Raw genomic sequence first — 17,063 nt, forward strand, 5'->3', positions numbered from 1 at the left:
GCTACCCGATCGTGACGACCACTTTGCCGCGCAGCTTGTGGCCCGCCTCGATTGCCGAGATCAGCGGAATAGCTTGCGCGAGCGGCACGGTTTCGGCAATCGGCAGAACCAGCGTCCTGTCATGGGCTGCCTTTGCCAGGCGGTCGAGCAGGTCCGCACGTGGCTTTCCGACGATCGGTTTCATCCGCCGGTCGAACACGGCACGCAAGAACCGAACGGGCGTAGGCTCGACCGTGGTGAAGGTGCCGCCCTTGCGCAGCAGGCCGATACCGGTTGACGTCGAGAGCGTTCCTGCAGCATCGAACACCACGTCGAATACCTCGGAAATCGTCGATGCGGCCTTGACCCGATAGTCATAGACTGTTTGGGGCCCGAGCGAGCGGGCGCGCTCGATCCCTTCGGCGCCACAGCTGCCCGACACCTCGGCGCCGAACATGCGTGCGATCTGCACGCCGGCCTCTCCGACAGCACCCGAGCATCCATTGATGAACACGCTCTGACCGGGCCTCAGTTGCGCCTTGTCGATGAGGCCATTCCAAGCCGTGACGCCCGCCGTCCCGAGGCATGCGGCCTGCTCGAAGGAGACGGTCTCCGGCTTTTTCGCGAGCGCGGCTTCCTTGGCAATGACAGCTTCGGCCAGTGAACCGGCCTCCTTGAAGCGCGCCATGCCGAAGACCGCGTCGCCGATCTTGAATCGGGTCACGTCGGCCCCGACCGCGGTGACGGTGCCGGCCAGGTCCAGACCCATTCCACGCGGGAACGATCGCCCGGTCACGATCTTCATCGCGCCGTTGCGGACCTTCCAGTCGATCGGGTTGAGCGCGGCGCGACGGACGGCGACCGCCACTTCGTCCTTCCCGGGCGTTCCCAGAGCAAACTCTTCGAGCCGCATGACTTCGGGGCCGCCGTAGGAGTGATATTGAATGCGTTTCATGGACTCGCCGTTCACCCGAGGCGGCGTCCTACGCCGCCGTGGTGACAATTTCTGTCACCATCGTGGAAACGGGAGCGGCGGACGGCATCCGCCCGCGTAGGAGCGCGCCCTGATGGCGGAGGCGTACTGGCTTCAACAGCAAGTCAGGGAGCGCTCGGTCGCTGATTGGCCCCGATCCATGATGCAGTCCGAACCTTCGCGATCGAGACGTGGTGGATAGATCGCAGTTCCTGTTTGAGATCTGGATCGGAATCTCTGTCAGATCTGGCGCGAGTCAGGCCGCAACATGTGCAACGATGGTCGGTCGGAGGCTGAACGTCGGCTTTTGAACGACGATCTACGGTCCGTTGTCCACCCCGAGCCGAAGGTGTCGGAGGGGCGGTGGATGGCTGCTTCCGGGTGTCGGCGAAAGCTGGCGGCACGGCTGGCAGGGGGGGGGGGTGCGGACCGGCGGCTCAGGGTAGAATCGCGACAGACTGCTTTGGGGAGCAAAATCACCAGAGGAGTTGTTTGTCAGGCTTGTCAGCTGCAGGCGAGTACAGCTTCTAGTTGCTCAGTCCCGCGCGCTCAATACAACTTGAAATGTAAAGGTTCGACGCTGCCAGTCTGGTAGGGGCGGCTTAATACCCCACAACATATGTTATCGCGTGGGATCACTCATAACGACGTGCAATGCCTGGAGTACACCAAAACCGCGATCGCATTCGCTCTCCGCGCCTTCTGATTGCCGCCGGCCTGGCTGTGACCATCGTGCTGTGCGGATGCGCGGGCTTGGCCGTCGTGGGCCTGCGCGACGCAGCTTGGCAGCAGGCAAAGATCGGTGCCGAGACCCTGCTGGACAGCCTGACACGGACGCTCGCGCGCGACTTTGAACTCTATGGATTGTCATTGCAGGCTGTAGCCGATCGCCTGAGCGACCCGATTCTCGAGAACGTTTCACCTCAGGTCCGGCATCTTGCTCTGTTTGATCGGGCGGCAACGGCCTCAGGCTATGGAGCCATTTTCGTCCTCGACGCGCAGGGTGATGCATTCCTCGACTCCGGCTCTTTGGTGCCGCGTCGGCTGAACGGCGCCGATCGCGCCTACTTTCAGGTGCATCGCGACAGTGATGCTGGCCTGTTTGTTGGACGACCATGGCGCACGCGGATCAGCGGTCGAGAAATGATCCCGATGAGCCGTCGCTTCTCCTATGCTGACGGAACGTTTGCCGGCGTCGTCGTCGGTGCGATCGAGCTTGCCTACTTCGAGGCAGTATTTGCTCGGCTCAACCGAAATCTCAACCTCAAGATTACCGTACTTTTCCATGGCGGCAGCGCTATCACGAGCGGGCAGGCGCCCGTGCAATATCCGGCTACTGATCCTCTGGACGCGCGGACGCTCTCGACGATTGCGAAGGCCGGGCATATCACGCTCATCTCCTCGCTTGCAGGAGCGGAAGCGCTGCACGTTGCGCACCGGGTGGGGACATTGCCGATGCACGTCGTTGTGTCGGTCCAGATCGGCACGATCAATTCAGCTTGGCAGGGCCGCGCCATGGCACTCGTCTTGATCGTTGGCACGCTCGGCGTCGCTCTCCTTTGCCTTCTTCAACTATTGCGAAGCGAGTTGCGGCGCAGGGCTGCCGCGGAGGCAGAACTCGCCGCCCTCGCGTTGACCGATGCGTTGACCGGCATTCCCAATCGCCGCCACTTCGACCGTAAAATTGCGGAATTGGAGAGAGTCTCGTTGCACGAGCAGTGCGCGCTCGCGCTGATCGATGTCGATCGCTTCAAGGCCTTCAACGACCATTCTGGACATCCAGCCGGTGACCTGGCGTTGAAGGCCGTTGGAGCAGAATTGGCGAAGTGTGCAGCGCGCGCCGGCGGTATTGCCTTCCGGGTCGGAGGGGAAGAATTTGCGGTCGTCTTGACCGGGGTCGAAGAGGCTTGCGCGCAGAAAGTCGCGCACGCTTGCCGAGAATCAATCGAAGCCTTGGCGTTGCCCCATGCCCTGAGCCCTCTCGGCATAGTCACAGTGAGCGTGGGGCTGCTGTATGCTGACCGCCGGCCCATGATGGCCCAGACGGAGTGGCTGAGCCTTGCAGATGCCGCGCTCTACGAAGCGAAGCGAGGGGGACGCAATCAAGTCCGCACGATCGATAACGTCGCCGGCAAAACAGAGACTTCGCGTGCTTCATCTCGACTGATTGCGCCCGAAGAGCTTCTTTCCGCCTGACCGGTGATCGGCAAGTCCTGCTTCGGCGGCATCCTTCGGACTTCACGCTACGATCTGCGGCTTCTCGGCGAATCGACCACGTTGCACCTTGAACCAAAGCTACCCGACTGCGAACCGATGGCTGCTTTCGGGTTCTGCCTTTAGCGTCTCCTAAGACCGGTATGGGTCGCGTCCGGAAACGCGGCTCGGGATGGGTTTCCGCCGGTCCGTTTTCGGGCGGCCCGCAATGCTTGAATCATTAGATTATATACAATAGACGGGCGGCCCCTCCAATCTCCGCCCTCGTATGGCGACCTGTGGACCGAGACCGCGGATGCGACCGCTTTTTTCGACTGAGGGCCTCCACCCCAGGATCGCCTTCCGTCGATGGCGGGAGATGATGTGCGATCAGATGGTTCCGAACGAGATCCGGAATCTTGACGCTGCGCCGTTCCACGGCCGGATCGAGGTCACCGCGATCGGAGCGTTGCCGATCACGCGAAGCGTTCAGAGTTCCACCCGGACCGAAGTGACACCCGAGGCGGTGCGGCGGAACGGCCGGGGTGACCGCCTCTACGCGGTCTTCAGCCAATCCGGCCGCCATGCCGTCCAGCAGAACGAGCGTGAGGCGCTGGCTCGGGCCGGCGATTTCGTCGTGCTCGATCATCGACCGGGCGTGAGCGAGATCGAGACCGGCACCTTCCTGATCCTCGACCTGCCGCGGGAGCGCCTGGAGAGCGTGCTGGGCCCGTCTCAACTGTTCACTGCCCTCGCGGTCGAGGCCAACCTCGCCTCTACGATGCTCGCGAACACCTACGTCCAGGAACTGATCCGGGTGGGAGATCGGCTCAACCCCGACGGTGCGGCGCGCATGGCGTCGATTGGGATCGATCTCGTCGTGGCCAGTCTCGCCGAACGGTTGGCGCAGGAGGTGCCCCGCTCCATACACGGCAACGCCACCGTCCAGCGCGCCAAGGCCTACGTCGAGGCGCACTTGAGTGACACGACCCTCGACCCGCCGAAGCTCGCCGCCGCGGTCGGCGTGTCGCTGCGCCGGTTGCAGGAGCTGTTCCACGAGCGCGACCGGCACATCTCCGACTACATCTGGGGACGCCGGCTAGAGGCGGCAGCCAAGCGCCTAGCCGATCCGGCCTGCGCCCACCTGTCGATCGGCATGTTGGCTTACGGCTGCGGCTTCAGCAGCCAGGCGCATTTCGCGCGCCGCTTCAAGGATCGCCACGGCATGAGCGCGCGTGACTACCGGCGGGCGCACAGGTAGGACGTGCCGTCGGCCGCATCCGTTTTCGGGCTGTCGTCCGAGTCCGCCGAGTGGCCGAATTGGATCGGAGACGGACCGTCCGCTCTTACTTCGACATTGCCCCGACCGGCCCGCTCCGGGTCGGCCGGATAGGGGCGCCGACCGCCGGGCCGATCTTTGTCAGTCGCTCGGATGACGGGAAACCCGACGGCGTGACGGTGGTCATCGATGGGCCGACGACCGTCCGCGCCGCCACCCGCACGCTGACGCACGCGCGGCCCGTCGCCGTTCCGTTTGTGGCCGGTCGACCAGCAGATGCAGGTCGCTGTCCCGCAGGGCCGCCCCGCTGCCCTCGCCTGCGTCACGGCCTGGCTGGACGAGGCGAAGCGGACAGGCGTCGTCCACAGGATCTTCGAGGCCCGCGGCTTCGGTCAGGACGCGGTTGCCTCCCAGACCAGCGCAGCTGGCTCACCGGTCGAGCCGCGTCGGAGCGCCCGTCACATCGCATTCGGGTGGACGGCGGAGGGCCGGGCGCGCGGCTCCGCACGGACGCGAGGCCCGGATCCCATTCATGGGCGGCAATGGCCCGCTTCCCTGGCCGCACGGGGCCGACCGCCGGGTGAAGAGCGGCCACCAACGGGGAGCCTCGATGAGGGGATGCCAGGGCGCACGGCCAGCCGCGCAGACGCATGGGTCGCCCGATCCGCCGCATGACGTCGATGGTTCACAATCCAACACGTCGGAGTTGCGAACCGCCCGCGTGGCTTGCTGCCCAGGATTGCTTGTGGAACCGTGTGGGCCTGGGAGAGGTGACAGATGCTCCGCACCGAGCGTTCCAAGACGAAGCGCGATCTGAGATGACGGCTGAGGGTCCGCCCGACAAGATGGCCGAGGTTGCTGGACTGGCGGCCGCCATCGCCGACCACATCCTCGCGCAGCACGAGGCCGGTCTCACGATCCCGCCGGACCAGTTCAGGATGCTCGTGAGCGCCGCCCGGATGCTCCTGGACAACGGCATATCGTGGCCGCCATCGGTGACATACCTCGTGATGGAAGTCGCCCGGCGGGTCGAGGAAGCCGAGCCTCCGCCCAAGGGCGACGAGGTCGTGGCGCACCTGACGCGGGCGCTCAACGCGGCCAAACCCACCTGAGGCCTGCCTGAGGCGCACCGTCACGCGGCGGGCGCGCCGATTTCCTGCGGGATCGGCGCCCTATATGGGCCCCATGCCCACACTCGGCCTCAAGCTCCCGCTCCGGATCTGCGTCCTCGAGAACGCCGCCTGCGTCGAGGATGCCGGCGGCCGGCGCACCGGCTACGTCTACTGGGACGAGGGCAGGCCGGGAGGAGGCGACAGTGCCTTCACCCGCGCCGAGGCCATCGAGCAGGTCCGGATCATCGCGAGCGCCTGGGCCGGCGCCCTGGTCCACAGCGGCACCCTCGACACCGGCCCGGCACCCGAGCCGGGCGCCGCCGCCGCCGAGCCATCTCCGGAAGGCTGATCGCTCCCGGTAAAGCGGGATCCGCTACAGGCCGGCGCCGCTCACGTACGAGACCGGCGCGCCCGAGCTCGTCGCGGAGGCCGCCACGGTGGCGGCGATCCAGTCGCCGTCGCCGGTCGCGGGCACTCGGCACGCCCGTGCCATGGCCCACATCTGACGGCGCCAGAGCCAGAGGCGGAGGGTGTGGATGAGGTCGTACACGGCCGGCCCCCCATGCTGTCGCTCCCGTCCATGTGGGGCGCGCGCTCGGTCCGCTCAAGCGTGCGGCGCCCTCATGGCCGCGTTCGGATGCCCCGCACCTAAGCGGCGACGTGCTTCATCACGAAGTGGAAGCCGAGTTCGGGGTTCTTGCTGAAATCGGCATCGTAGAATGCGTTCTCATTGCCGGAACCTCGGCAAAAATCCTTGAACTGAAACATGCTCTTCGGGACGAATTCGAGCCCGTGCTGCCGGACAAGCTCGCGCCACCACGTCTCCGGCTTGACTGTAGGATGGTAGCTCACGCCGTTGGCGACATCGTCGTATGTCGCGGCGGAGCCCACGAAAAGACCGCCGTCGGCCAGGTGAGATTTCACATTCGCAAACAGCTGAGGAAGCAACGATTCCTCGATGTGCTCGAGGACCTCCCACATCGTGATGACGTCAAATTTGGCTTTCGTACCCGTCTTCTGATCTATCAGAGAAAATGGCTTGGTAATATCGCATGTCTTTAGATAATCTGGAATGATAGACCATTCGGCGCGCTGCGCGCGAAGGGAGTAATCGCTTCCCTCGATTCCGAACGCCGCGTTGCCTCTGATGAGGAAGTCGAAGACGAGGCCGCCCCCTGCGCAGCCGAGGTCCAGGGCGGTGACCTTTCGGCCGAAATGGCTTTCGATCGCATGACAGAACCGCTGATTGCGTGTATTGTCATCCTTTGTTCCGCGCGGAACCGTGTGATCGTTGCTCTCGTAGGCGATCGGATGATCTGTCACGAGACAGAAGTTGTTTTTCGGCGCCAGCTGAACGACGGCGAGGCGCCTGACATCTTGCATCTGCGCGAGCTGCTGCGCGTGAGCCGCCATGATCTTGCTGTCGAGGGCGGCGTAGAGCTGGCGGCCCACATCAAGAATCTGCTGGGTGATGAATTGCTTGTCTTGGTCGTTCATCACAAATTCCTGACGATCGATCTCGGTGTGACGCGGCGTGGCTGAGCCCGAATTTATCCCAGATCCTGTATCAAATCTTTACGCGACGGTCCGAATCCGGGGCGCGAAAAGGCGGCGCCCCGCCCGACGGCGCGCTTCGTCCGGGACCTGCGTCCGGGACCTGCCGCCAGCCCGGTCCGGTAGGCCGACCGAACGCCTCACGCCCCCGCCCCCGGCAGCCCGGTCCAGGCCTCGCGGATGAGCGCGAGGCGCTGAGCGGCCCGCGCCGCGTCGGCCTCCGCGACCTGGTGGAGGACCGCCTCCAGCGCCTCGGATCCGCCGAGCGCCGCGGCCGCCGCGCCCTGGCGGCGCATGGCGGAGCGGTGTGCCCGCATCGCCGGCCCCGCCTTCGGCCCCGTTTCGATCCCCTCCAGGGTGGCGATCAGGGCCGCCGCGAACGGGGCGACGTCGCGCCAGGATGCCGCTGTGGTCGACGCTGTGGTCGCCGTCGAGGTCGCCGGCTCGGGGGAGGCGGCCTGCGCCGGCGGCGGCGCGGAGAAGCTGGTGGTGAGCGGTCGCTTCATGACGAACCTCCACGGGCGCGATATCTAAGGGGGATCGGCCGGCGCGGAGCTGTACGAGGAGCGCATGGCCGAAAGGCGGAAGGCCACCGGATCCGGCGAGGACGGCCTGTCGCGCCACATCCTCCCCAATGCCGGCACGATGGTCGGTGTCTGCACCACGCTGATCGGCCTCGTGAAGATCGCCGAGGGCTGGATCGGGCCGAGCCACGTCGACGAGGCCGCCGCCCTGACGGCGGTCCTGTTCCTGGTCAGCGCGATCGCGTCCTACCTGTCGATCCGTCTGGGGGATGTCAGCGACCTCGCGATCCGCCTGGAGCGCTGCGCCGACATCTGTTTCGTCATCGGGCTGATCGGCCTGACGCTGATCTCGGTTCTGTTCGCCTACGAGACGATCTGACGGCGTGCCGCAGGGGACCGTCGGGCAGGGCATCGGGGTCGGTCAGCGCCGCCGCGAGGAGCGCGAACAGACCGAGATGCAGGGCGAGCGCCGCCGAGCCGGCATCGTGCAGGGACCACAGGCCGGCCGCACCGACCGCCATGAGGGGCGGCCCGGCCACGTAGACGAGGCTCCGCCACGCGGCCGCGGGGCGTCCGAGGCGCCAGAGGCAGCCGGCCAGCGCCGCCAGGGCAAACCCGCCCTTGATCAGCGCCATGAAGCGGATCACCCGCACGAGATCGGGGTCGATTTCGGCCGCAGGGGAGCGTCCGGCCGCGATCCAGGCCAGCGGAAGTGCGAGGACCGTCAGCGCGGCCAGCATCAGGCGCGCCGGAGGGGCGCCGCGCGTCGCGCGCCCGGCCGCGGCCGGGATCGTCATCGCCTGAACCCGCATCGGCTTCCTCCTGCGCCCCGCTCCGATCGGAATCGAGTCTAGGCGCTCCGGGGGCCTCGGTCACCTCAAAGGGAGAGGGAGCCGGCAGGGCCGCGCCGCCGCAGGCGCGTGCCGGGACGACGCACCCCCGGCTCAGCAGCCGCGGAACAGGGCGACGCCGAAGGCGGTGAATTTCAGCGGCAGGTGGCAGTGGCCGTCGGGGTCGTCGATCCGGAAGCGGATCGCGGCCTCCTCCAGGAACCCCTCCCCCGCCGCCCCGACGAAGTCCCCGATCGCGAACACGACCTCGTAGAGTCCGGCGGCGAGCCGCGTCCGCACGATCGGATGATCGAGCGTCCCGTCCGCGCCGAGCCGCCCCTCGGCGAGCACCCGCCGCCGGGACCCGGCCCGCAGGACGCACACGCGCATCCCCGCGGCCGGCCGGCCCGTGGCGGCGTTGACGGCGTGGAGCGACAGGCCGGTCACGAGGCGCCGCCCTCCCAGAGCATCCGCCAGGGATGGGCGGCCTCGTAGGCCGCCGCCATCGCCACCAGAGCCTCGTCGCGGCCCCAGGGCGCCACGAGCTGGAACCCGATCGGCAGCCCGGCACGGGAGGGGCGGCAGGGGATCGAGATCCCGGGACAGCCGGCGGCGTTGACGAAGCCCGTGAAGGTCGCCGAGCCGCGGGGGCCCACCGGCACCCCGGCGATGCGCTCCGGATGGGTGTCCTCCGCCCGCCAGGGCAGCGCCGCCGCCGTGGGCGTCATCAGAAGATCATGCGCGGCGAACAGGGCGGCGAGATCCTGACGCAGCGCCAGCGCCATCCGCTGCACGTCGAACAGGTCGGCCGCCGAGAGGGCCGCCCCGGCCTCCGCCAGGGCGCGGATGTCGGGGCCGAGGTCGTCGCGCCGGCCCGGATGCGCCCGCATCAGCCAGGCGATTCCGGCCTGGCCGAGGATTGGCCACGCCTCCGTGATGGCGGTCGCCGCGTCGAAGCGGCCGGTCTCGACCCGGTGGCCGAGGCCGGCGAGGCGCCCGGCCGCCTCGGCGACGCTGTCGGCGATCTCGGGATCGACCGGGGCGGTGCCGAAGGCCGGGACATGGAGGATCCGCAGCGGGCGCTCCGGCATTGCGGCGGTCCCGAACGGGCCGAAGCCGTTCGGCGCGACCGCGTTCGGATCGGCCGCCCCGAGGATCCGCATCAGCGCCGCGAGGTCGTCGACCGTGCGCGCCATCGGCCCGACCACCTCGAGGTCGAGCATGATCGGCGGCAGCCCGCCGGTTCGCGGCACCCGTCCGGCGGTGGGCTTCAGGCCGACGAGGCCGGTATGGGAGGCGGGGCGGCGGATCGAGCCGCCCGCATCGGTCCCGAGGGCCAGGGGCCCGATCCCGGCGGCCACCGCCGCGACGGCGCCACCACTGGAGCCCCCCGGGGTCAGCGCCGGATCCCAGGGGTTGCGGGTGACGCCGGAGACCGGGTTCCTGGTATAGCCCTGGACGGTCAGTTCCGGGACGTTGGTCTTGCCCAGGATCACCGCTCCGGCCGCGCGCAGGCGGGCTACCGGCGTCTCGTCCCGGTCCGTCCCCTGCCCCGCGTAGAGTCGGCTGCCCCAGCCGGTGGCGAACCCGGCGACGTTCAGGCTGTCCTTGATGGTCACCGGCACGCCGTCGAGGGGGCCGAGCGGCCGGCCCGCCGCCCAGCGGGCCGCGCTCGCCGCGGCGGCGCGCGCCGCACCTTCGGGATCGACGGCGACCAGGGCGTTGAGCCCCGGGTTCACGGCCTCGGCCCGGTCCAGGCAGGCACGGGCGGCCGCGACCGGGCTCGCCGTCCCGGCGGCGTAGCGTCGGCCCAGGGCGGTGGCCGAGAGGGTCCAGAGCGGGCCCGTCGCATCGGTCTGCATCATGGCTCTCCCTCGCGATGCGCGATCCAGCGGGCGAGCGGCCCGCTCAGGCCCGTGGCCGGTTTCGCGGGCGGCCGGGCGAAGCGTCCGGCCCGGGGCGGCCGCGTCCCGAGCCGCACCAGCGCCTGCGCCTGGCCGAGGGCGGCCGCCAGCGGGTCGACCAGGGGCACCGGCACCGCGTCCCGCAGGGTCGTGGCGAGGCCGGCGAGGGGCGCTCCGGCCAGGATCACCGCGTCGGCCCCCTCTTCGACCGCCCGCTCGGCCAGGGCCAGGATCTCGGGCCGCAAGTCGTCCTGGACCTCGGTCACCGCCTGGAACGGCCGGCGCACCGCGTAGAGGCCGGCGCAGCGGGCCGACAGGCCGGCCAGGGCCACCGCATCCTCGTACCAGGGCAGCAGCGCGGGGGCGAAGGTGACGATCGCGAAGCGCGCTCCGACCTGGCAGGCGGTCAGCATCGCCGCCTCGGCCATCCCGACCACCGGCAGGTCGAACAGCTCCCGCGCCGCGATCAGCCCGGGATCGCCGTAGGCCGCGATCACCGCGGCATCGTGGCCGGCCTGGTGCGCGGCGAGCGTCTCCAGCACCGCCGCGCCGGCGAGCTGCGCCTCGGCCCGGCTGGCGATGTAGGGCAGGCCCGTCGTGGCGGTGAGCGCGGTGATCCGCGCATCGGGGGCCAGCGCCGCCTGCGCCGCCCGCGCCATGCGTTCGGTCATCGCCGCGGAGGTGTTCGGGTTGAGGAGCAGGATCCGCATGCACAGGCTCCGGGCGCTTCAGCCCGCCATCCGGCGGGACAGGCCGGCGGCCCGCTCCATCACCACCGCCAGCACCACCGTCACCAGGATCAGCAGGCTGGAGGCCGCCGCCACCGTGACGTCGAGTCGACCCTCCAGATCCTGCCACATCCGGATCGGCAGCATGTCGGTGGCGGCGTCGCGCAGGAACAGCGAGACCGGGACGTTGTCGAAGCTCGCCATGAAGGCGATGAAGCCCCCGGCCAGGATCCCGGGCCGGATCAGCGGCAGGGTCACCCGGCGGAACGTGTAGAGGCGCGAGGCGCCGAGCGAGGTCGAGCTCTCCAGCAGCACCGGGTCCATCTGCGACAGGGCCGCGACCGTGGTGCGGACCACGAAGGGCACGCAGACCACGGTGTGGCCGAGGATCAGGGTCAGCGGCGAGACCGGGATCCCGGCGAGGCTGAACAGCATCAGGGCGGCAAGCCCGAAGGCCAGGGCCGGCAGGACCAGCGGCGACAGGAACAGGCTGTCGAGGAGCCGCGCGGAAAGCCGCCGCGACCGGGCGATGGCGAGCGCCGCCGCGGTGCCCAGCACCACCGACAGGAGGGTCGCCCAGCCCGCCACCACCAGGCTGTTCCAGGCGGCGGCCTGGAGCTGCTCGGCCTCCGCGAGCGCCGCGTACCAGCGCAGGGAATAGCCCGGCGGCGGGAAGCGCAGGGAGAAGCCGTTGGTGAACGAGACCACCACGACGATCACGGTCGGCGCCGCCAGCAGGACGAGGCAGAGGCCGGCGAGCAGCAGCACGGTGCCGTGGAAGCTGAACCAGTCGAAGTCGCGCCGCAGGGACGTCCGCATGGTGACCTCAGGCTTGCGCGTAGCCGCGCGACAGGCGGCCCACGAGGTTGAGGAGCGTCACGCAGGCCAGCACCGCCACGAGGAAGACGATCGCGATCGCCGCCGCGAAAGGCCAGTTGTTGAGCGAGGAGGCCTGCTGGTACAGGTACATGGGCATGAACAGCATCTGCCCGCCGCCGATCAGCGACTGGGTGATGAAGGCGGTGATCGCCGCCGCGAAGGTCAGCAGGCAGCCCGCCACGATGCCGGGCAGGCAGAGCGGCAGGGTCACCCGGAGGAAGGTGCGCCACGCCCCCGCCCCCAGAGCCGCCGAGGCGTCGGCGAGGTTCGGGTCGATCCGCGACAGGGCGGTGACCAGCGGCAGGACCATCAGGGGCATCTGCACCTGCGCCAGCCCCAGGACGAGGCCGCCCTCGGTGTAGAGCAGCTTCAGGGGCGTGTCGGTGAGGCCGAGGCCGAGGAGGGCGGCGTTGACGATGCCCTGGCGCCCGAGGATCACGATCCACGCGAAGGTCCGCACCACCACGCTCGTGAGCAGCGGCAGCAGCACGATCAGGGTCAGCAGGCCGCGCAGCCGGCCGGGCGCCCAGGTCAGGAGCAGCGCCAGCGGCAGGCCGAGCAGCAGGGTCAGCGCCGTGACCTCGACGCCGAGCCACAGGGTCGCGCCGAGCACCCGCAGGGAGAACGGGTCGAGCAGGAACCGGGCGTACTGGTCGAGGCCGAACCGGGTCATGCCCGGATCGGCGTAGAAGCTCACCAGCAGAAGCAGCGCCAGCGGCGCCAGGAAGAAGACCAGGAAGAACGCCCCGAGGGGCAGCGCGAGGCGGATGTCGTAGGCCGCCGTCCAGGCGCGGACCGGGCGGCCTGGCGCCGCGACCGGGCCCGCCGTCGCCATGGCCGGGTCGGCGGTCACACCCGGATCTCGCGGTTGAAGCGCTCGATCCAGGCCGACCGGCTGCGGTTGATTGCGGCCCAGTCCTGGAAGACCGACTTGCGCTTCAGTTCGTCCGCGTCCTTGGCCAGCACCTTCGCGATCGCGCCCTCGATCGCGACCTTCCGGTTGGTCGGCACGATCAGGTAGGGGCTCTGCATCAGCTTGGCCTGCACCTCCGGCGAGAGGGCGGCCTCGATCAGCTTGAAGGCCAGTTCCTTCACCGGCGTGTTCTTGACGATGTGGATCGTCGTCTTAAAGGCGATGATGCCCTCCTTCGGAATCGCGAACTCCACCGGCACGCCCCTGGCCTTCAGGATCTGGATCGCGTTGAAATTGCCCGGCCCGATGTCGACCTGCTCCTGCTGGTAGAGGGCCGCCAGGGCGCCCGGGTTGGCCGCCACGGCGGCGAGGTTCGGCTTGAGCGCCTCCAGCGCCTTGAAGCCCGGCTCGACATCGGTCTCCGAGCCGCCGTGCATCCGGGCGATCTCCACGAGGAAGCCGGTGCCGAGCGTCGAGTTCAGGTTGGTGATGCCGACCCGGCCCTTGTACTCGGGCTTCCACAGGTCGGCCCAGGAGGTCGGCGGCGTCTTCACCTTCTCGGGGTTGTAGGTCAGGCCGACGATCTGGAAGAACGGCGCCGGGCCCATCGGCTCCTGCGCGTCGGCGATCAGGTCGCCGTAATGGGCCGACTGGGCCACCGGATAGGGCTCGACGAGGTCCTGGGCGATGGCCGTGAGGGCGGGGCCCGGATCGTGCAGCATCACGTCGATCGGCGGGTTGGCGCGGGCGGCCTGGACCTTGGCGATCTGGTCGACCGAGAGCATCGGATCGAGGATGACGTCGCCCCCCGAGCTCTTGCGGAAGGCCGGCACCAGCACGGCCCGGTGCGCCTCCTCCCAGCTGCCCGTGAAGGTCGCGAAGACGAGCTTGCGCGCCTGCGCGTGGGACAGGCCCGGGAAGGCCTGCGCGGCGCCAAGGGTCAGGGCGCCGGCGAGGAGGCTGCGGCGGTGCAGGGTCATGGTCGGCTCTCCTGGCTCGGACTCGGGCGGCTCGGCTTCAGTGGCGGGAATCGGGGAAGACGCTGACCCGCTCGGGCGCGGTCGGCGACAGGCGCACGCGGGTGCCGGGCGGTCGGGGCCGGGCGCCCGCGGCCCGGGCCTCGGCGGTCTTCAGGCGGGCGCCGCCGTCGAGGCGGATCTCGTGGACCAGGGTGGCGCCGAGCGGCAGGCCGATCTCGACCACGCCGTCGAGCCCCTCCCCTCCGGTCGCGAAGGCGACGTGCTCGGGCCGCAGGCAGGCGGCCACCCGCGTCCCGTCCGGCAGGGCCGTGACGGTGGGGAGAAGGCCGCCGGTCTCCAGGGCCACCACGCGGGTGCCCCCCGGCCCGGTCGCGAGCCGGCCGTGCAGGACGTTGGCCGTGCCCACGAAGGTGTTGACGAACAGCGTCTCGGGGCGGTCGTAGACGTCGGTGGGCGGTGCGAACTGCTCCAGGCGGCCGGCATTGAGCACGGCGACCCGGTCGGCCATCGACAGGGCCTCCTCCTGGTCGTGCGTGACGATCAGCGTGGTGGTGCCGGCGCTGCGCTGGATACGCTTGATCTCGATCTGCATGTCGAGGCGCAGGTTCTTGTCGAGGGCCGCGAAGGGCTCGTCGAGGAGCAGGATCGAGGGGCGCACGGCGAGCGCCCGGGCCAGCGCCACGCGCTGCTGCTGGCCGCCCGACATCTCCCGCGGGTAGCGCCCGGCGAGGTGCTCCAGCCGCACCAGCGCCAGCATCTCGGCCACCCGTGCCTTCTGCTCGGCCCGCCCGACCCCCCGGGCCGCGAGGCCGTAGGCGACGTTGTCGGCGACGCTCATGTGGGGAAACAGGGCGTAGTTCTGGAACACGATGCCGACGGTGCGGCGGTTCGGCGGCAGGTGGTCGACCGCCTGGCCGCCGATGATGACGCGCCCCTCCGTCGGCTTCAGGAAGCCCGCCACCGCCCGCAGCAGGGTGGTCTTGCCGCAGCCCGAGGGCCCGAGCAGCGCCACGAGCTCGCCGCCCTTGATGTCGAGGGTCACGGTGTCGACGGCGAGCGCCGTCCCGTAGCGCTGGGTGATCCCGTCGAGGATCAGGGTGGTTCCGGCTCCGGCGCTCACGGACGGCCCTCCCCGTCCGCCGCGAAGGCGCGGCCATGGGCGGCGAGATGCGCGGTCGGGCAGCCGGCGAGGTCCAGGCCCTTCCACAGGGTGACGGCCACCGAATCGATCACCGGCACGCCGAGTTCGGCCTCCAGATCCGGAGCGAGGACGGCGCCCGCGAGATTCGTGCAGACGATCGCCACCGCGTCGACGCCCTCGGCCGCCACCGCCCGGACCATGCCGGCGATGGCCTCGGGACCGGCCTCGGCGAAGGCGAAATTCTCCGACAGGCCGAGATGGCGCTCGGCGCCGCAGTCGAATCCGGCCGCACCCCAGTTGGCCTGGATCCGGCGCTGGACGTCGCCGGTATAGGGCGTGACGAGGCCGATCCGCCGAAAGCCCCGGGCGCGGAACAGGTCGCGGAAGGCGAGCGCGGCGGTGGAGGCCGGGCGTCCGGTCCGGTCGGTGATCGCCGCGCCGAGGCGCTCGTCCGCGTCGAAGCCGAGCCACGCGCCGGAGGTGCCGTTCCACAGGATCGCGGCGACCCGGGCGTCGGCGAGCAGGTCGGCCGCGCTCAGGATCGGCTCGGGGTCGAACTGGTCCAGCGCCGCCGCCGACAGGCCGATCTCCGTCACGCGGAAGCGGGCGAAATGGGCGCTCACACCCGCGCAGCCGGCCAGCAGATGGGCGGTGGCCGGCTCGAGGACGCTGTTCGACGAGGGCGTCAGCATGCCCAGGCGCGTCGTGCGGTTCGGTCGTTCCATCGCATCCTTCCCCGACACGCGGAGCATCCGACAGGCCGGGACGAGCGACAAGGTATTTTCTGCATTCTGCATGCAATTTGCGCAAATGCATGATATGGCAGCGCAAGCGGCCGAAAAATGGATCATCGATCGGGCGGCCGCACGCGCTAGGCTGGCGCGGTGGAGCGGGAGGATCGATGGACGTCGTCGCACGAGGCCGGGGCCGGCCCCGCAAGGCCCTGATCGTCCCCGCCGCGCAGGTGCACAGGATCGGACTGCACGAGCAGGCGGCGGCCCGGCTCAAGGACATGATCGTCCGCGGCGTGCTGCCGGCGGGCGCGACCCTCGTGGAGACGGACCTCTCCGTCGCGCTCGGGGTCTCCCGGACCCCGCTGCGGGAAGCCCTCAAGCTCCTGGCCGCGGAGGGGCTGGTCGACCTGCACCCGAATCGCAGCGCGCGCGTCCCGGACTGGACGCCGGAAGAGATCCTCGAACTGTTCGAGGCCTTGGCCGGCATCGAGCGGCTCACCGCGGAACTCGCCGCGCCGCGGATCTCCGAGGCCCTGATGGACGACCTGCGCGGCAAGCAGGCTCAGCTCGACCGCATGCACCGGGACCAGGTGCTCGACGCCTATTTCGCCCTCAACCAGGAGATCCACCGGACGATCGTCACGGCCGCCCACAACCGTCCGCTGGCGGAGGCCCACGCGCCGCTCCAGGCCCGGGCTCAGTGGGCGCGCCTGCGCGCGCTCTCCAGCGGCAGCCGCTGGGCGGAATCCGCCCGGGAGCACCGGGATCTGTTCGAGGCCCTCGCCGGGCGGGACGCCGCCGAGGCCGGGGCCATCGCCCATCGCCACGTGCTGCGGACCGGCGTGGTGATCGCCGAGACGCTCCACGCCCGGCGCGCGGCCCCCGCCGCCCGGTAAGGAAACGTTAACCCTGTCGGCGCATCGGTGGGCCACCAGCCGGACGCAGGCCTTCCACGCCCCTCCGATCCGCCCCTCAACACGGGTGGGCGTGGAAGCCTCGTCCGGCGCGGGCCGTCAGGCGTCGTCGAACGCGATCCCGAGTTCGGTTTCCTGACGCCACGTGACGCGAACCGGCCGACGCTGACCGTTGATCCCGTAGGACAGCACGAAGGCGTCGGGAACGCCGATCACGCTGACGACGCGCAGGCGGGCGCCGCCGTCCGAGATGTTGCGGATCGTGCAGTCGATCGCACCGCCACCGGCGAGTTCGATGTGCCCCTCGAGAAGCGTCCGTCTGCGGGGCGCCACACGTCTGTCGTCCATCCTCGTTACCCTTGGCTTGCGGGGCCGGATTCCACGCGAAATCCACACGAGCATCGCTGATCCGACGCACGGGTCCCG

At 69.7% G+C, this 17,063-nt stretch carries 20 protein-coding genes; 6 read left to right on the forward strand and 14 right to left on the reverse strand.

All coding sequences use genetic code 11. The features are described 5' to 3' along the window. Nucleotide 1: 1 nt before the first annotated feature. Nucleotides 2–934, reverse strand: coding sequence for an NAD(P)-dependent alcohol dehydrogenase (locus tag ABC766_RS02735; protein ID WP_345822658.1), 933 nt, complete (start codon nt 932–934; stop codon nt 2–4). A gap of 780 nt (nt 935–1,714) precedes the next feature. Here ABC766_RS02735 and ABC766_RS02740 point away from each other — a divergent pair. From ABC766_RS02740 to ABC766_RS02755, 4 genes are all read left to right on the forward strand, one after another. Beyond that, nucleotides 1,715–3,148: a GGDEF domain-containing protein gene (locus ABC766_RS02740; protein ID WP_345822659.1), complete on the forward strand. Its 1,434-nt coding sequence runs from the start codon at nt 1,715–1,717 to the stop codon at nt 3,146–3,148. A gap of 313 nt (nt 3,149–3,461) precedes the next feature. Then, nucleotides 3,462–4,406 (forward strand): helix-turn-helix domain-containing protein, encoded by a 945-nt coding sequence (locus ABC766_RS02745; RefSeq protein ID WP_345821053.1) that lies wholly within the window; start codon nt 3,462–3,464, stop codon nt 4,404–4,406. Nucleotides 4,407–5,242: 836 nt separating this feature from the next. Further along, nucleotides 5,243–5,536 carry a hypothetical protein gene (locus ABC766_RS02750; RefSeq protein WP_345821054.1) on the forward strand — a complete coding sequence of 98 codons (294 nt, stop codon included), beginning with the start codon at nt 5,243–5,245 and terminating at the stop codon, nt 5,534–5,536. A 64-nt stretch (nt 5,537–5,600) separates the two neighbouring features. Beyond that, nucleotides 5,601–5,885, forward strand: a complete 285-nt coding sequence (locus tag ABC766_RS02755) for a hypothetical protein (RefSeq protein ID WP_236952889.1) — start codon at nt 5,601–5,603, stop codon at nt 5,883–5,885. 24 nt (nt 5,886–5,909) lie between these two features. On the opposite strand, the gene ABC766_RS02760 is transcribed toward ABC766_RS02755, so the two are convergent. The 3 genes from ABC766_RS02760 to ABC766_RS02770 form a co-directional block, all read right to left on the reverse strand. Beyond that, the gene (locus tag ABC766_RS02760) at nt 5,910–6,086 is read right to left on the reverse strand and encodes a hypothetical protein (RefSeq protein ID WP_164706397.1); all 177 of its coding nucleotides are present in this window, start codon (nt 6,084–6,086) and stop codon (nt 5,910–5,912) included. A gap of 98 nt (nt 6,087–6,184) precedes the next feature. Continuing rightward, complete coding sequence (locus ABC766_RS02765) at nt 6,185–7,033, reverse strand: methyltransferase domain-containing protein (RefSeq protein ID WP_043354281.1); 849 nt, start codon at nt 7,031–7,033, stop codon at nt 6,185–6,187. A 197-nt stretch (nt 7,034–7,230) separates the two neighbouring features. Further along, nucleotides 7,231–7,596: a hypothetical protein gene (locus tag ABC766_RS02770; protein ID WP_345821057.1), complete on the reverse strand. Its 366-nt coding sequence runs from the start codon at nt 7,594–7,596 to the stop codon at nt 7,231–7,233. 64 nt (nt 7,597–7,660) lie between these two features. On the opposite strand from ABC766_RS02770, the gene ABC766_RS02775 reads away from it, so the two are divergent. Beyond that, nucleotides 7,661–7,993: a hypothetical protein gene (locus tag ABC766_RS02775; protein ID WP_043354278.1), complete on the forward strand. Its 333-nt coding sequence runs from the start codon at nt 7,661–7,663 to the stop codon at nt 7,991–7,993. Here ABC766_RS02775 and ABC766_RS02780 read toward each other — a convergent pair. The 9 genes from ABC766_RS02780 to ABC766_RS02820 all read right to left on the reverse strand — a co-directional run bounded on the left by ABC766_RS02780 (nt 7,935) and on the right by ABC766_RS02820 (nt 15,714). Further along, the gene (locus tag ABC766_RS02780) at nt 7,935–8,426 is read right to left on the reverse strand and encodes a hypothetical protein (protein WP_345821058.1); all 492 of its coding nucleotides are present in this window, start codon (nt 8,424–8,426) and stop codon (nt 7,935–7,937) included. The genes ABC766_RS02775 and ABC766_RS02780 overlap by 59 nt on opposite strands. 132 nt (nt 8,427–8,558) lie before the next feature. Then, nucleotides 8,559–8,891 carry a hydroxyisourate hydrolase gene (locus ABC766_RS02785; RefSeq protein ID WP_345821059.1) on the reverse strand — a complete coding sequence of 111 codons (333 nt, stop codon included), beginning with the start codon at nt 8,889–8,891 and terminating at the stop codon, nt 8,559–8,561. Further along, complete coding sequence (locus tag ABC766_RS02790; RefSeq protein WP_345821060.1) at nt 8,888–10,309, reverse strand: amidase; 1,422 nt, start codon at nt 10,307–10,309, stop codon at nt 8,888–8,890. The genes ABC766_RS02785 and ABC766_RS02790 overlap by 4 nt, the downstream gene beginning before the upstream one ends. Beyond that, nucleotides 10,306–11,058, reverse strand: a complete 753-nt coding sequence (locus ABC766_RS02795; protein WP_043386555.1) for an aspartate/glutamate racemase family protein — start codon at nt 11,056–11,058, stop codon at nt 10,306–10,308. The genes ABC766_RS02790 and ABC766_RS02795 overlap by 4 nt, the downstream gene beginning before the upstream one ends. A gap of 18 nt (nt 11,059–11,076) precedes the next feature. Beyond that, nucleotides 11,077–11,895, reverse strand: a complete 819-nt coding sequence (locus ABC766_RS02800; RefSeq protein WP_043386552.1) for an ABC transporter permease — start codon at nt 11,893–11,895, stop codon at nt 11,077–11,079. 7 nt (nt 11,896–11,902) lie between these two features. After that, on the reverse strand, nt 11,903–12,808 hold the full coding sequence (locus ABC766_RS02805; protein WP_345821063.1) for an ABC transporter permease: 906 nt from the start codon (nt 12,806–12,808) through the stop codon (nt 11,903–11,905). Beyond that, nucleotides 12,805–13,848: an ABC transporter substrate-binding protein gene (locus ABC766_RS02810; RefSeq protein ID WP_345821064.1), complete on the reverse strand. Its 1,044-nt coding sequence runs from the start codon at nt 13,846–13,848 to the stop codon at nt 12,805–12,807. The genes ABC766_RS02805 and ABC766_RS02810 overlap by 4 nt, the downstream gene beginning before the upstream one ends. A 37-nt stretch (nt 13,849–13,885) precedes the next feature. After that, nucleotides 13,886–14,968 (reverse strand): ABC transporter ATP-binding protein, encoded by a 1,083-nt coding sequence (locus ABC766_RS02815; RefSeq protein ID WP_043349755.1) that lies wholly within the window; start codon nt 14,966–14,968, stop codon nt 13,886–13,888. Further along, nucleotides 14,965–15,714, reverse strand: coding sequence for a maleate cis-trans isomerase family protein (locus ABC766_RS02820; protein WP_043349762.1), 750 nt, complete (start codon nt 15,712–15,714; stop codon nt 14,965–14,967). Before ABC766_RS02820 ends, ABC766_RS02815 begins: the two co-directional genes overlap by 4 nt. A 176-nt stretch (nt 15,715–15,890) precedes the next feature. On the opposite strand from ABC766_RS02820, the gene ABC766_RS02825 reads away from it, so the two are divergent. Next, complete coding sequence (locus tag ABC766_RS02825; protein WP_043386546.1) at nt 15,891–16,619, forward strand: GntR family transcriptional regulator; 729 nt, start codon at nt 15,891–15,893, stop codon at nt 16,617–16,619. A 117-nt stretch (nt 16,620–16,736) separates the two neighbouring features. Here ABC766_RS02825 and ABC766_RS02830 read toward each other — a convergent pair whose 3' ends face one another. Continuing rightward, nucleotides 16,737–16,985, reverse strand: coding sequence for a PilZ domain-containing protein (locus ABC766_RS02830; protein WP_043386543.1), 249 nt, complete (start codon nt 16,983–16,985; stop codon nt 16,737–16,739). Nucleotides 16,986–17,063 lie beyond the last annotated feature (78 nt).

The organism is Methylobacterium fujisawaense, assembly GCF_039619325.1.
Classification (GTDB): Bacteria; Pseudomonadota; Alphaproteobacteria; order Rhizobiales; family Beijerinckiaceae; genus Methylobacterium; species Methylobacterium fujisawaense.

Coding starts and splice junctions, on each gene's coding strand:
- ABC766_RS02735 (WP_345822658.1), bottom strand. CDS start 934: ATGAAACGCATTCAATATCACTCCTACGGCGGCCCCGAAGTCATGCGG.
- ABC766_RS02745 (WP_345821053.1), top strand. CDS start 3,462: ATGCGACCGCTTTTTTCGACTGAGGGCCTCCACCCCAGGATCGCCTTC.
- ABC766_RS02825 (WP_043386546.1), top strand. CDS start 15,891: ATGGACGTCGTCGCACGAGGCCGGGGCCGGCCCCGCAAGGCCCTGATC.
- ABC766_RS02780 (WP_345821058.1), bottom strand. CDS start 8,426: ATGCGGGTTCAGGCGATGACGATCCCGGCCGCGGCCGGGCGCGCGACG.
- ABC766_RS02790 (WP_345821060.1), bottom strand. CDS start 10,309: ATGATGCAGACCGATGCGACGGGCCCGCTCTGGACCCTCTCGGCCACC.
- ABC766_RS02810 (WP_345821064.1), bottom strand. CDS start 13,848: ATGACCCTGCACCGCCGCAGCCTCCTCGCCGGCGCCCTGACCCTTGGC.
- ABC766_RS02800 (WP_043386552.1), bottom strand. CDS start 11,895: ATGCGGACGTCCCTGCGGCGCGACTTCGACTGGTTCAGCTTCCACGGC.
- ABC766_RS02755 (WP_236952889.1), top strand. CDS start 5,601: ATGGGCCCCATGCCCACACTCGGCCTCAAGCTCCCGCTCCGGATCTGC.
- ABC766_RS02770 (WP_345821057.1), bottom strand. CDS start 7,596: ATGAAGCGACCGCTCACCACCAGCTTCTCCGCGCCGCCGCCGGCGCAG.
- ABC766_RS02750 (WP_345821054.1), top strand. CDS start 5,243: ATGACGGCTGAGGGTCCGCCCGACAAGATGGCCGAGGTTGCTGGACTG.
- ABC766_RS02830 (WP_043386543.1), bottom strand. CDS start 16,985: ATGGACGACAGACGTGTGGCGCCCCGCAGACGGACGCTTCTCGAGGGG.
- ABC766_RS02765 (WP_043354281.1), bottom strand. CDS start 7,033: ATGAACGACCAAGACAAGCAATTCATCACCCAGCAGATTCTTGATGTG.
- ABC766_RS02775 (WP_043354278.1), top strand. CDS start 7,661: ATGGCCGAAAGGCGGAAGGCCACCGGATCCGGCGAGGACGGCCTGTCG.
- ABC766_RS02795 (WP_043386555.1), bottom strand. CDS start 11,058: ATGCGGATCCTGCTCCTCAACCCGAACACCTCCGCGGCGATGACCGAA.
- ABC766_RS02820 (WP_043349762.1), bottom strand. CDS start 15,714: ATGGAACGACCGAACCGCACGACGCGCCTGGGCATGCTGACGCCCTCG.